General features: G+C 38.6%; 13 protein-coding genes. 6 read left to right on the plus strand and 7 right to left on the minus strand.

Annotated elements, in window-relative coordinates; all coding sequences use genetic code 11:
• Nucleotides 1-19 precede the first annotated feature (19 nt).
• Nucleotides 20-601 (plus strand): XRE family transcriptional regulator, encoded by a 582-nt coding sequence (locus R2Q94_RS15820; protein ID WP_316822435.1) that lies wholly within the window; start codon nucleotides 20-22, stop codon nucleotides 599-601.
• Between the two features lie 21 nt (nucleotides 602-622).
• On the opposite strand, the gene R2Q94_RS15825 is transcribed toward R2Q94_RS15820, so the two are convergent.
• Nucleotides 623-838 carry a DUF5808 domain-containing protein gene (locus R2Q94_RS15825; protein WP_316822436.1) on the minus strand — a complete coding sequence of 72 codons (216 nt, stop codon included), beginning with the start codon at nucleotides 836-838 and terminating at the stop codon, nucleotides 623-625.
• A gap of 511 nt (nucleotides 839-1,349) precedes the next feature.
• Here R2Q94_RS15825 and R2Q94_RS15830 point away from each other — a divergent pair.
• Nucleotides 1,350-2,114, plus strand: a complete 765-nt coding sequence (locus tag R2Q94_RS15830) for a DUF1269 domain-containing protein (protein WP_316822437.1) — start codon at nucleotides 1,350-1,352, stop codon at nucleotides 2,112-2,114.
• A gap of 16 nt (nucleotides 2,115-2,130) precedes the next feature.
• On the opposite strand, the gene R2Q94_RS15835 is transcribed toward R2Q94_RS15830, so the two are convergent.
• From R2Q94_RS15835 to R2Q94_RS15850, 4 genes are all read right to left on the minus strand, one after another.
• Nucleotides 2,131-3,051 (minus strand): DMT family transporter, encoded by a 921-nt coding sequence (locus R2Q94_RS15835; protein WP_316822438.1) that lies wholly within the window; start codon nucleotides 3,049-3,051, stop codon nucleotides 2,131-2,133.
• Nucleotides 3,052-3,122: 71 nt separating this feature from the next.
• Entirely contained in the window at nucleotides 3,123-3,692 is a 570-nt protein-coding gene (locus R2Q94_RS15840; protein WP_316822439.1) for a Crp/Fnr family transcriptional regulator, read from the minus strand.
• 5 nt (nucleotides 3,693-3,697) lie between these two features.
• Nucleotides 3,698-4,324 carry a chloramphenicol acetyltransferase gene (locus R2Q94_RS15845; protein ID WP_316822440.1) on the minus strand — a complete coding sequence of 209 codons (627 nt, stop codon included), beginning with the start codon at nucleotides 4,322-4,324 and terminating at the stop codon, nucleotides 3,698-3,700.
• Nucleotides 4,325-4,350: 26 nt separating this feature from the next.
• Nucleotides 4,351-5,040, minus strand: a complete 690-nt coding sequence (locus R2Q94_RS15850) for an HAD family hydrolase (protein ID WP_316822441.1) — start codon at nucleotides 5,038-5,040, stop codon at nucleotides 4,351-4,353.
• Nucleotides 5,041-5,212: 172 nt separating this feature from the next.
• Here R2Q94_RS15850 and R2Q94_RS15855 point away from each other — a divergent pair, with 172 nt between their 5' ends.
• The 3 genes from R2Q94_RS15855 to R2Q94_RS15865 all read left to right on the plus strand — a co-directional run bounded on the left by R2Q94_RS15855 (nucleotide 5,213) and on the right by R2Q94_RS15865 (nucleotide 8,059).
• Nucleotides 5,213-6,034, plus strand: coding sequence for a universal stress protein (locus R2Q94_RS15855; RefSeq protein WP_316822442.1), 822 nt, complete (start codon nucleotides 5,213-5,215; stop codon nucleotides 6,032-6,034).
• A gap of 261 nt (nucleotides 6,035-6,295) precedes the next feature.
• Complete coding sequence (locus R2Q94_RS15860; protein ID WP_316822443.1) at nucleotides 6,296-6,763, plus strand: RidA family protein; 468 nt, start codon at nucleotides 6,296-6,298, stop codon at nucleotides 6,761-6,763.
• 141 nt (nucleotides 6,764-6,904) lie between these two features.
• The gene (locus R2Q94_RS15865; protein ID WP_316822444.1) at nucleotides 6,905-8,059 is read left to right on the plus strand and encodes a D-TA family PLP-dependent enzyme; all 1,155 of its coding nucleotides are present in this window, start codon (nucleotides 6,905-6,907) and stop codon (nucleotides 8,057-8,059) included.
• Nucleotide 8,060: 1 nt separating this feature from the next.
• Here the strand turns inward: R2Q94_RS15865 and R2Q94_RS15870 are convergent, their stop codons facing one another.
• The gene (locus R2Q94_RS15870) at nucleotides 8,061-8,837 is read right to left on the minus strand and encodes a DeoR/GlpR family DNA-binding transcription regulator (protein WP_316822445.1); all 777 of its coding nucleotides are present in this window, start codon (nucleotides 8,835-8,837) and stop codon (nucleotides 8,061-8,063) included.
• Nucleotides 8,838-8,895: 58 nt separating this feature from the next.
• Nucleotides 8,896-11,505 carry a family 20 glycosylhydrolase gene (locus R2Q94_RS15875; protein ID WP_316822446.1) on the minus strand — a complete coding sequence of 870 codons (2,610 nt, stop codon included), beginning with the start codon at nucleotides 11,503-11,505 and terminating at the stop codon, nucleotides 8,896-8,898.
• Nucleotides 11,506-11,646: 141 nt separating this feature from the next.
• Between R2Q94_RS15875 and R2Q94_RS15880 the strand changes: the two genes are divergently transcribed.
• Nucleotides 11,647-14,022, plus strand: a complete 2,376-nt coding sequence (locus R2Q94_RS15880) for a family 20 glycosylhydrolase (protein WP_316822447.1) — start codon at nucleotides 11,647-11,649, stop codon at nucleotides 14,020-14,022.
• Nucleotides 14,023-14,028: the final 6 nt, after the last annotated feature.

The raw sequence follows: 14,028 nt of genomic DNA on the forward strand, positions 1-14,028 counted from the left end.
TTTGGACAATAAATTTACTATGGAAGAGGATGTAATTCTGAAGATCAGTTATCGGATAAAAGAAATAAGAAAAGAAAGAGGCATCACGATTCAGGAGTTGGCAGATCGGGCAGGAGTAAGTAAAGGTCTGATCTCCCAAATTGAAAATAACCGTACGGTTCCTTCTTTAATGGTGCTAATTGATATCATTAAATCACTTGATGTAGACTTAAATCAGTTTTTTAAAGACATTTCCGATAGTGCAAATAAGGCCCCGGTAGTAGTCAAAAGAAAATCAGACTATGAGCCATTTGAGAAAGAGCAGGCCCTTGGCTTTCTTTACCAGCGAATCCTTACCAAATCTATTAAAAACTCTACGGTTGATATCGTGTTATTGGAGCTGGAACCGAATGCCTCAAGGCCCATGGTAAGAACGGAGGCTTTTGAATACAAATATATCCTGTCCGGAAATGTGAAGTACCATTTCGAAAATCAGGAAATTGAGTTGTCTGCCGGAGATTCCTTACTTTTTGATGGGCGTTTATCTCATACGCCAAGCAATATAGGAAAGGATAAAGCCATCATGTTGATCCTCTATTTTTTTGAAGAAGTAAAATCTTAATGTAATACCTATAATCCTTATTTATTTTCCAGCACGAGGTGCTGGAATGTAAATAAGGGTACAGATAAAGAGCGCACTGATCAACAGTAAAATAAGGATGTTCATTTTATGTGCGAAATTCAGAGTGTATCCCATGGATCTTTCACGTTTCGGTACAAATAATCTTGAGTCTTGTGGATTCCAATAGATGAATCCCATTTTGTAATTTATAATGTTGTCTACCGGATCTATGTTCATTTGAGGCGTTTTTTTAGCTTTATTTTGTTTAAATATATGGTTTTCAGTCTATTTATAAAATCCTTTAAAAAAATATTTACCCTTTACATTAAAAAAATATACTCCTGTTTTTTTCATTGTTTTTCAGGATAAATGCGCAGCTTTTAGCTTTATTCCCTGTGTTTTTATAATAGATTTTTTGAAGTATTGTTGCTCAGGCTACAAAACCTTATCTTTTTGGCTGGCTTCAGCCATTTCCTCTTGTTAATTTTTGCTTTTTTCCTAATGATGTTGTTTTGTGTCAAAAATAAATAGACGCATCAGTAGAAAATAATTTGGTTTAAATCTGACCAGGGGAAGAAATTGTAAGAGTTTTAAAAAAATATTCACACGGATTGCGGATCATAGAAAATATCTGGAAATCATAGGACGCTAGCTTGGGCTAAGTTTAATCTTATTCGGCCCCAGCCTTAAAACAAAATATCTGCTGATTTGTATTTATATCACATAATTAAGAACAAATAGCATTTCCATGGAAAAAATGATTCAAGCCTTATTCAATACTGAAGTTGAGGCATTCAAAGGTTTAAAAGCATTGCAGGAACTTAACCTGACAAACGACATTTCAGTTGGTGAAACCTATATATTAACACGTGATGAAGATGGAAAAGTTAACATTCGTTCCGCAAAAAATGAATCAGTAGGTAATGGTGCCCTAACTGGTGGAGTGATTGGTGGTTTAATTGGATTGCTGGCTGGTCCGCTTGGATTTATTGTTGGTCTGGCAGGTGGTATGATTGCTGGTTCTGCAGGTGAAACCTTAAAAGCAGAGGGCGTATCCGATTATCTGGATCAGATTTCTGCAAATATCCCAGATGGTAAATCTGTGCTGATTGCCCATGTATGGGAAAATTGGGAAACGCCTGTGGATGCACTGCTTGGCCCATTGAGTATTGAATTGAAACGATTTAACCTGAATGAGAAAGTTTTTGTTCCTGTAAAAACGGAATTGGATAAACTACAATCGGATATTGAAGAGGTTGAAAACAAACTGAAGGATGTGCCAGCTGAAGAAAGAGCCGAATGGGAAAATACCTTGGCGAATTTAATGGCTAAACGAGTGGCATTGGAAGATAAATTAAAAACCCATAATATACATCAGGAAAAACAATACGAAGAGTGGATCAATCAGTCTCCAACTGATCCGCAATTGGAAGATGCTGAGAAAAAAACACGATTGGAAAATAGAATCAAGGAACAAAAAACACGACTTGATGAATTAAAGAAGAATAAATAGGAATCAAAAGCGGGTGTTAAGCCCGCTTTGGTTTTGCTATATTCATTAAAACTACTGCAGCCAGAATCAGGATAATTCCAGTCCACTGAAGAACATTAACCGGTTCTTTCAAGAGAAAATGTGCCATGAGGACCGAAACAGGTATTTCTACCGCAGCAATTATGGTTCCTAATCCAACTCCTGTTAGGGGCATACCCATCGTAAAGAGCAATGGTGGGAGGATGGTTCCGAAAAGAGAAAGTGCGATTCCCCATCGCCAAAAGATGTCAAAGGAATAATCCATGTTCAATGCAGAATGGAAGATGAGCATAATGATAACCAAACCTCCTAATACTAAATACAAACTTCTTCTGACTATAGGTAGATGAAGGGCTATTTCATTAGAAGCATATACGGTAATGGTATAAGCTATTGCAGCTAATAAACCCCAGGCAAGCCCACGCCAGTCGATGGTAACTGATGATTGTATGAGGTTGGTGGCTAACATGGTTCCGGCAAGGATGATAAAAACTGATAGTATCTTTCGGTTTCCTGGGCGCTTTTTATGCAAGATCATTTCAAGTATTACACCCATCCATACGGTTTGCATGAGCAATACGATACCGACACTTACCGGGATGTATTGAACCGACAGATAATAAAATGTACTGGTTAGCCCCATCGCTGTTCCGGCGAAGATTAGTTTCAAAATACTTTTCCAATTGCTGGCATTTTGATTTAATGGTTTTGTTGCTGTGGCCTTAATATTGGTATTTTGTCTTTTACTAAACATACTGAGGAACAGTAAACCAATAACGCCTATAGTGAATTGTGAAGTAGTCACTTCAGCTGTGCTATACCCTTGTTTATAGGCCATTTTAACAAAAGTAGCGAGCATGCCATAACTGGCAGAACCCAAGCCTACTAATATACTACCCTTTATGACGTTGTTTCTCATCAGACTTTATGTTAAATCTGACGCAAAGAAAACGCTTTTTTAAGCAGGAACTCTTTACATAAGTTGATAAATTATAATTCTGCTCTTATTCTACTCAGCTGTGTAGGGCTGATACCGAGGTAAGAAGCAATGTGGTGCAATTTTAGACGCTGTAAAAGTTGGGGCTGTTCTTTTTTGAAATCCGCATAGCGTTGTCCGGCAGTTTCATATTTGAGACTGATTTCGCCTATTTCTTTTTCAATCACCCAATGCCTTTCCAGATATTGGATGTAAAACCTGGAGATGTCGGGAAATTCCAGGCTTAGTAAACGAAACTGCTCAAAAGGATAGCTAATGAGGTTAGTTTCTTCCAAGGCCTGAATGGTAAATTTGCTCGGTTCCTGTAAAAGCAAAGCACTGGTGGAAGCCACCAGTGTTTGTTCCGGAAAGAATTTTTTAATGACAGTGTCTCCTTCTTTGTTGGTATAATAGTAGGATAATAATCCCTTTTCTACAAAAGAAACATGCTTAGGGGTACTTCCTTCCTGTAGGAGGTACTCTTGTTTGGCGAGCTTTTGTGTTTTGAGTAAACCTTGCCAGGCCTCCTGAGCAGCAGTGGAAATTACTGCATATTGCTTAATAAATTTCCAGAATTCTTCCATCTGCTTTAGGCTTCATTTAATAGTTTCTGGAAGCATTCAATATACTGACCCAGATGATAGCCATCCATTAAAGCATGATGCACATGGATCGATACAGGCATGGTTCTTTTTCCTTCAGATTCAGTCATTTTACCAAAGGTGATCTTGGGGCTGCTATCTGCAATATTGAAGGTTCGTGCATGAGATAGGGAGCTGAAATCAATCCATGGAAGCGCTGAATAATGAACTTCACATGATCTGGAAACCTCAGGGAAAAGTGAGTTGCTTTTTCTTACCGTTTCGATTTCTTTTTCCGCGTTGATTTTGAATTTGGAAAAATCTTCATGGTAATCAATATGAGAGAAACCAAAAGTGCCATCTGCCCGATCTACGGTAGTGGAAGCATCGACCTGATCAAAGATCCATACCTGGTCTTCTACAATGCGATAGCGAAAGGATGGGCTTTGATTTGCCGCTTGCAATGATTTATGTAAGTAATGAAGGAAAAAAGAAATGCCTTTTGCTTTTGCTGTGGCATAGGCGATGGTACAATCTACATTAATGGTTACACCAAAAAAAGGTTCATCAAATTGACTGAAAAAGTGAAAGTGGTCTTTTCTTGACCAGGTATTTATATCTAATATTTGTGTCATAGCTTTCTGTGTTAAAATTGGAATGATTACAGTAGTTTTGGTAAAATTTCTACCAAAGAACCAACCTGATGAAAGTTGTCGTGCTCCAGAGTGTGGTCGATCTGTTCATGTGCCCATGTGGTATGATATGGAATATGTACCGCATGACCACCAATCTCCAATACTGGCATGACATCAGATTTTAAAGAATTTCCAAGCATGAGGAAGTTTTCTGGTTTGCAATCCAGGTGTTTCAAGAGTTTCAGATAGTCCTTTTCCTTTTTATCACTCATAATTTCAATATGATGGAAATAAGAGGCCAGGCCAGATTTTTCTAGTTTTCGCTCCTGGTCTAAAAGATCTCCTTTGGTGGCAACTACTAATCTGAATTTACCCTTCAAAGCTTCCAATACCTGTTGCACCTCATCCAACAATTCAATTGGTTTTTGGAGTAACTCTTGCCCATATTGAATGGTTTTATGTAGAATCTCCGGGTTTGCGGTATTATTGGTAACCCGAAGCACTGTTTCTATCATACAAAGCATAAAACTCTTTACCCCATAACCATATAATGACAAATTTTGCATTTCTGTTTTGAAAAGTTCCTGAGAAACACTGTGGTGTGGTAGATAGTCTTCCAATAAGGCGCAGAATTTTTGTTCTGCTTCTAAAAAGTACGGCTCATTTACCCAAAGGGTATCGTCTGCATCAAAAGCAATGACTTCTATATTGTTCATGATATTCAATTAAAACGCCTCAAATATCGTTCTTTTACTTAAAACATCAGGATTGTCATTGTAAATTAAGTTTACAGTTTGTTTATTGTCAAATTAGTTTTTTAAATGGTTTTAAGGTATGTTTTCGTAGAAACTATTGGTTAATTTACGCCTAACCTATTTATAATATCTTATGATTACAATCATTGTCGCAACAGATTTTTCAGATGTCGCAGAGAACGCAGTAACTTATGCTGCCGCTGCCGCAAAACATGGTAAAGCAAGACTGATTTTATTTAATTCCTATGCACTTCCTCACCATGCATCCAACACCATTTTGCCAGCTGCCAGTGTACAAAAATTAATAGATCAGAATAATGACCGATTGCAGGAACGTGCATTGGCAATTGCAAAAGACTATGGAATAGAAGTAGGTTTTGAAACCCGGTTTTCTTTTGTAGGTGATGAATTGAGTGATCTCATCCAAAAGTATGAGGCTGACCTGCTCATTCTTGGAATGGGGGCAAAAACATTGGAACAGGACTTAATGGGAAATACCACCACTGCAGCCATCAAGCAATTGAAGTTTCCTGTCATAGCCGTTCCGCTTGGTGCTAAATTTGAAGGATTGAAAAAGATCTTGTTCGCTTGTGATGTGTTGCGTGGAGTGCCTGCACAGATTTTGAAGAGGATTCAGGATCTGGCCATTAGTCTAAATGCAGAAGTTGAAGTATTTCATGTGAACGAGGCAATTGAAGGACTACAATCCGGAGATGGGGAGTTACCTGAAAAGGATGCCATTGGAAATGGTCTGGCTGGCGTAAGTTATTATTATAAAAATGTGAAATCTAATGCAGTAATTAAGGAAATCGAAAAGGAAATCAAAGCATTCAATGCAGATCTTTTGATCATGATTCCTAATAAATATGGTTTCTGGGCTTCATTGGTTCATCGCAGTAAAACAAGGGTAATGGCCTCAGGGTTAGAAATACCATTGTTCTCCATCCCCTTATAAAGTGATTGTTTATGCTTTCCGGTTTGGTAACAGGTTTTAAACCTTGCTGTTTTTAGCAGGGAAATCGAATTTTACAACTGCTGTTGTTCTTGATAAAATAATATTTAAGCGTTATTGTGCAAAATATTTGCATAATAACGCTTGTTTTTAAAGCCGAGATTTGGAGTTCTTCAAATTCAATGGGCTTATTTTTGCAAAATTTATGCAGATTGGTGTTGGATTGATATATTTGATAAATTAGTATACTCTAATCAAAATCACATGAAGACATCTGCTCAGGATCGCTTTTTAAATTTAGGCTTATCATTGCCACCTGCACCAAAACCATTGGGAATCTATAAACCTTATCTCATAGATGGTAAATACCTCTACCTTTCCGGGCATGGACCCGTTCAGGATGATGGCACTTTAATTATTGGACGTGTTGGCGACGATATGGATAAAGATCAGGGAAAATTAGCTGCCCGACAGGTTGGATTAACAATGTTATCCACGATTGTGACCAATCTTGGAAGTCTTAACTCTATAAAACGCGTGATCAAAGTGCTGGGAATGGTAGGTTGTACGCCGGATTTCGGCAGCCATCCTTATGTGATCAATGGTTGTAGTGAACTCTTTGAATCCGTATGGGGTGCTGAAAATGGAATTGGTGTAAGAAGTGCTGTAGGGATGGGCTCTTTGCCTGACCATATTCCTGTAGAAATAGAAGCATTATTTGAATTGGTTTAAGTGAATTTAAGTATCATGAAGGCGACAGCTGTTTTGTTGGAATTTTATTTTTATATAATTACCTGTAAAAAAGCAGGTTTTGTTTGAAGTTATTGCATTGAGCCTTAGGGTGCCAATAAAGACAATAAGAAAAATTTATATATGGAAAAATGGCAGGAAATCTCTAATCTGGATCAGTATGATACCCCATTATTTGTGGTATATGAAGACCGTATAAAGCAGAATATTGAAAAAGCAATTGCCTTGCTTTCTGGAAATGTTTCCAGGTTCAGACCTCATATTAAAACCCATAAAATGGGGGAAATACTCGGGCTTTTTTCCCATTACGGAATTGATAAAGTTAAATGCGCTACCATTGCCGAAGCAGAATTAGCCGCTTTAAATGGGATGAGGGATGTGATGATTGCTTATCAGCCAGTGGGATTTAAAATCCATAGAATGATGAACCTGATCAGTGCTTTTCCGAATTGTACATTTTCCTGTCTGGTAGACAATTTGGAAAATGCAAGAGCAATTGCTGATGTGGCAAAAGGGAAAGCAAATGCTGAAGAAAATCATCAGGGGCCAGCTTTCAAAAAATTACAGGAAATAAAGGTATATCTGGATCTCAATACAGGTATGAATAGAACTGGTTTTCCAATTACAGAAAATGTAGTTCAGTTTGTAGCTGCTTTAAAAGCTGTTGATGGCTTAAAATTTATGGGTTTACACATTTATGATGGCCATATTCATGATCCTGACCCGGCAGTCCGGGCGGCGCGTGCCAAACCTGCAATGGATAAGGTGTTGGACGATGCAGATGAACTCATCAGGCAGGGTTTTCAGGACCTGAGCATCATAGCCGGAGGTTCTAATACTTTTACTTATTACTCCGGAATCGAAAGATTGGAGTGTAGCCCGGGGACTTTTGTGTTTTGGGATGAAAACTATACCAGGTTATTGCCAGAATTGGACTTTAAAAATGCTGCGGTACTCGTGTGTAGTGTAATATCCTTACCAGCACCAGGTCTCATCTGTGTTGATTTGGGGTATAAATCGGTTTCTTCGGAAAACCCTATAGATAAACGAGTGGTCTTTCCATGGAATTTAGACCTAAGCCCAATTGGGCATTCGGAGGAACACCTGACATTGAAGCATATTGGTCCAAGAGAATATAAGGTTGGAGACCGTATTTATGGTCTCCCTTACCATGTGTGTCCTTCCTGTGCCCTATATGAGGAAGCACAGGTGGTAAATGATCATCAGATTGAAAAAAGCTGGAGAATTAAAGCCAGAGATAAGAAGATTTCTATCTAGCCTATAGAAAAGTCAGATTTGGATTTGATCTTTTATATGGATCAAGTAACGGAGCGTCGGGTTGAAGCTCCGTTACTATATAATCTACTTCTGATAAGTTGGCAATTTTGATTTTCATTGTAGAATTCAGTTTCTCGGATATGGATACGATGGCTACCTTGTCAGAAGAAGCTAACATCGCCTTTTTTACCTGTACCGTATCCCAGTCGGAGTCTGAAAATCCACCTTCAATATCCAGTGCATTTGTACCAAGAATACAAAGATCCGTTTTAAGGTGTGAAAGCTGATTGAATACATCTCCGCTAAAACACATTTGACTATAGGTAGAAATCTGACCTCCAAGCATAATTGTCCTTACATTAGGTTTATCCAGTAATTCTACCGCTGATAAAACACTGGCAGTTAGAATCGTGATTCTGAGATTCCCAGGAATCAGTTTAATGAATTCTCGGATGGTGGTACCTCCACCAAGCAGCAGCAACATATCTTTCTTTAGTAAGGGTAGGAGCTTCTGGGCAATGGTAATTTTATCGTCCTGCGAGTAAGCTTTTTGCTCTGAAGTATGGTGATATGCACTGGCCATTGCTCCACCTTTTACTTTAATCACTAAATTCTCTTTTTCCAGCTCATTAATGTCTCTTCGAATGGTGTCTTCTGAGACATTAACGATCAATGCCAAATGTTCAAATGTAGCGCGGGTATGGATGTTGATTTCTTTAACAATAAGCTGCTTACGCTGTGCTTTTGTTAATGGAGCAGGTTGTTGGTCGGTAGTCATTACTGATGATATAATTACAATAATACGTCTTAATTATAAAAAAAAAACAATTTTATGCTTACTGTAATTGTTTCGGACTTGTTGTCCAATGCTCATCAGGAAGGATATCGCTTGTTTTTCCGCCTCTTCCTTTGCTGTCAAATGTGCGGAACCTGATCAATCCTTTTATTGGAATAGGTTTCGTGTAAACCGGACTGTCAGCTTTGGGTTCCGTATGGTCTGTAGTATATCTAACTGTTAATCCAGGAAACTGAATGTTCAGGTATAGGAGGCCATCTTTAACAATTGCACCAGCAGGTGGCAGTCTGTAATTCATGGAATCAAACGCTGCATCAATTCTTGGCAATTCTTTCTTACCCACTACATTTACAAATTCAGACCAGGCACGGTTGTACAGCTTTTTTCTTTTGACAGAATCGGGTTCGTTTGCCCATACTGGATCAGTAGCCCAGGCTCTTTCAGCTAATCCCAGTAATTTAGGCATGATCATATATTCCAGATCTTTAGCTCCTTTGATAGTTTCACTCCACAATAAGCCTTGTAAACCAATGATATTTGCTTTTCCTTTTTCGGTTAAACGCTCTTTAGAATCATAAAAGCCTTCTTTTAAAGTATTACCAAATTTGTCCTTATTCGTATTTAGGAAAGAATTGAAGGGGATAAAATTGAAGGCCTTGTCGATGTCTGCATATTCGCCCCAATAATAACCAGGCTCGTCAAATGATTTTTTATAGGCCATGTCAAAGTAGAAATTACTTACACCACCTAATATCACTTTATAACCTACATTTGCCAGTCGGTAAGCCAGATCTTCAGCTCCCCAGCCGATAATATTGTTCCATACATTCAAATGGATGTTTTTATCGGCTAACGCTGGGTTGATGACATATGATTTTTTTCCAGCAGTCACTACAGGTTGCATTCCTACTTCTTCCCAGCCAGATAAATACAAATTTCTTTGCTTTAACATGTGATCAAGTTTGGTGTAAAAATAGGCCCATAATCCATTTACATCTTTTAATTCGGGATGTGTTTTTACAAAAGCTAAACTCGAGGGAGAACCCTCCCAGGCGCCATCAGGTACTTCATCTCCACCAAAGTGTATGGTTTGTAAAGGCGCATTTGCGGCCTTATACATGGCTATAATCTCATCACTCACTTTTTCCATGAAATTATAGACCGAAGGGAGTGAAGGATCCATTACATTGTCGTTCCAGTTCTGAACGGAACGGTAAGTAGATCGGTCGTTCAGATCTTGTAAAAGGTATTCTTTTGCTGCTTCCGGCTGGCCGGCTTTCATAAATTTATGGTAACGTGCCTCCATAGCACGAATGGAAGCTCTGGCATGTCCAGGTGCTTCAATCTCTGGAATTACCCTGATATGACGGGCATTGGCATGTTTTAAAATATCGATAAAATCAGTCGTACTATAGTGACCAGTACCATAAGGATTACTGATAAATGGACCCGAACCAAATGATGGAATCAGGTGCCTGGCATTGCTGTCCAAAGGATGTCCTCTTCTTGAACCGATCTCAGTTAACTCAGGCAGTCCCTTGATCTCCAGTCGCCAGCCCTCGTCATCAATTAAATGAAAGTGAAGGACATTTAATTTATACATGCCCATTAGGTCCAGTAACTTGATGATTTCTTCTTTGCTCTGGAAATTTCTGGCCACATCAATCATTAAGCCACGGAAAGGGAAACGTGGACGATCTTTAATTAATGCATTCTGAATAGTGACAGCGGGTACTTTAGTTCCTCTTTTTTGTGGGGGTAAAATACTGAGTAGGGATTGAATTCCATAAAATATACCTGTAGGGTCTGCAGCACTAATCATCAGCTGATTTGAATTGATTTCCAGCTGATACTCCTCATGAGCCAGTGACTTATCCAGTTTTAAATGGATAGATTTGGCTGTTGCAGGAACAGCCATTCCCGCTTTCTTCGGAAGGAGTAAATTTCCTAATTTTTCGTTTAGAAAAGCAGCTTCGGTAGGGAATAATGGATCTGCCGATATTTTAACTGTCCTGTCAAGAATAAATGTGCCTGGTTTCTTTTCATAGGCAACAGGAGTAGGGAAAACTTTTTGCAGTTCTTTTTCTGGAAGGTTAACAATGCTATTGTTCTCTTCATAAATGAGTTGTGGGGTAATGGCAGGGACGCGATCCTGTTTGTTTCTGGCAAATTGTGCAGGACTGGTAGAAGGAATAGCCTTCACATTGTTTATTGGAATAGGTTTTAGTGGATCTTGGTCTAATATGAGGTAGAAACCCTCAGGAGCATCAGTACGATTTACCGCCCAGTCACTAGAAGCAAACTCAATATTCAGGGAGGCACCATTGCTGATCGGAACGAATTTATCCGTAGGTCGGATATAATATAGATCACCATTTACGTGTACAATATCTACTTCAGGGCTGACAGTTTTTGTGATAATCCTTCTGGCAAAATTGAAATATAACTTCCAGTTTTTGTTCATTAAAGGAATCGGGCTATTGTTTTGAATGTTCAGAACAGAGAGAAATTGTCCTGCACCAGCATGACTATTTTCTATTATTTGCCAATTAATTGCAATGTTTTTTGCATTAAATGCGTCTTTTTGGACTTGTGCATTGGACAAGAATGCCAATAGCAGCATTGGTAATAGTGACAATATTCGTTTCATTTTTACAGATTAATTAGCCTAATATAGGGTTTTGTAGATCGATCTGCAAACCGAAAAACTTCTCATGAATAAATTAAAGGAGCAGCTGAAATTTAATTTTTTAATTCTTATGTTTGAAACGCATGTTTTGTTGCAAAAAATATGCAAACCAAATATATCGGTATGATTTTCGGAAAAAAACGGAATATCAGTGGTCAATATTTAAAGTTTTTCTTTAGATGGCCATTGGCTTTAGTATTACTATTTTCAAGTATGGTTCTACATGCTCAGGATTCATTATTTAAGGTGATTCCTGAACCAGTGTATGCCAAAAGTACTGGACAGGAAATGGATATTCATCCTGAGAGTATCATAATTTATCCCGAATCTTTATCGGCTAATGCCTCCTTGCTCAATGAGGCCATTCGTTCTTATACGGGCTATTTACTTCCTTTAATGATGGAGGGTGATCATGCTTTATCAGTTAAATCCGGAAGAAAGGAAGCCTTTAATAAACAAAAACTGGTGTTAACGATGGACTCGATAAAAGTAAAAGAGAAAAGTGGGTATCAGCTTTTGATCCAAAAAGATCAGATTTCTATTATAGGTCATGACCCTTCCGGTGTATTTTATGGAATACAATCGTTGATACAGTTATTACACCGTTCTTCCAAAAACATACTTTCAGTTCCTCAGGGGGAAATCAGGGATTATCCCCGATTCAATTATAGAGGGATGCATCTGGATGTAGGCCGACATTTCTATTCTGTTGATTTCCTAAAGAAGTTTATCGACCTGCTTGCGCTTTATAAATTCAATATTTTTCACTGGCACCTCACAGAAGACCAAGGTTGGCGAATAGAAATAAAAAAATATCCGAGGCTGCAATCTGTGGCTGCATGGCGATCGGGAACAATTATTGGCCATAAAAAAGAAACGCCCCATACTTTTGATGGCAAGAAGTATGGAGGATATTATACGCAGGAGCAGATTAAGGAAATAGTAGCTTATGCGGGTTCTAAATATGTAAATGTATTGCCCGAGATTGAAATGCCGGGCCATGCGCTCGCCGCCCTGGCTGCCTATCCGGAATTGGGATGTACTGGAGGACCTTATCAGACTGCCCGGTTCTGGGGAGTGTTTGATGATGTTTTTTGCGCAGGAAATGAAGAGGTTTATAAGTTTATGGAAGATGTTCTGGACGAAGTCATCAGCCTGTTTCCATATGCTTATGTACATATTGGAGGGGATGAATGCCCTAAATTAAAATGGAAAAATTGTCCAAAGTGCCAGCAACGTATTAAAACTGAAGGTCTGAAAGATGAGCATGAACTTCAGGGTTATTTCATGAACCGCATAGAACGTTACCTCGCCAGTAAGAATAAAAAGGCCATTGGTTGGGATGAAGTATTAGAAGGGGGAATTTCAAAAAATACCACCATTATGAACTGGAGAGGAGAGCAGAGTGGCATTGCTGCAGCGAAAGCAGGTTATGAAGTCATCATGACGCCAGAAAACCTGCTTTATCTGGATTATTATCAAAGCCTAAATAAAAATGAGCCTGTAGCTGCCGGTAACTACACTCCGCTATCAAAGGTATATGCTTATGAACCTGTACCTGATGCACTAAGCAAGGATGAAGCGAGTTATATTAAGGGAATTCAGGCTGGGGTCTGGACCGAATATATGAGCGACGAGAAGCATCTGGAATATATGGTTTTCCCTCGCGCATTAGCCGTATCCGAAATTGGCTGGTCGGAAAAAGGTAAAAAGGACTATACCTGGTTTTTGAAGAAATTGCGTCATCAGGAAGCACTACTTAAAAAGAAAGAAGTTAATTACTACCCCTATTTTGATGAGATTACCGCAGATTTTAGAAATGGAAATGCGATCAGCATTTCTTTAAAAAGTACTTTGCCAAATGCAGTCATCAGATACACAATAGATGGAACCAAACCATCGCCAGCCAGTAAACTTTACGAAGGGCCTATTTCCTTAGATCATACACTGGAATTAAATGCGCAGTTATTTATTGGTAATCATGCTATCGGAAGGATATTTAATCAGTATTTCCAACATCACCTTGGCCTATATAAAGAAATCACGCTTAAAAATACAGCAACTGGAAAATATAATTTTCCTGCAAATCTGTTATTAAATGGGCTGGTCGGTCACCATCGTTTTAATGATAGTCAATGGTTAGGTTTCAGTGGGAAAGATTTGGATGCAGTAATCGATTTAGGAAAACTAACAGAAGTATCTGCCATTGGTATTAATTTACTCAACTACCATTGGCAGCGTATGTGGGCGCCAAAGCAGCTACGTTTTATGGTATCCATTGATGGGAAGGATTTTAAGGAAGTATATACACAAGAAAATTTCGATATTAACGGAATCAATAAAGTGCGTGCCCGGTTTCCAAAGGAAGAAATCAGGTATGTGAGAGTAATCGGGGAAAATATTGGAACAATTCCAAAAGGAGGATACGGAGAAGGAGAAAAGGCCTGGCTGATGGCAGACGAAATTATCATCAATTAAAATTCT

It is taken from the genome of Pedobacter gandavensis, from assembly GCF_032678465.1.
Classification (GTDB): Bacteria; Bacteroidota; Bacteroidia; order Sphingobacteriales; family Sphingobacteriaceae; genus Pedobacter; species Pedobacter gandavensis_B.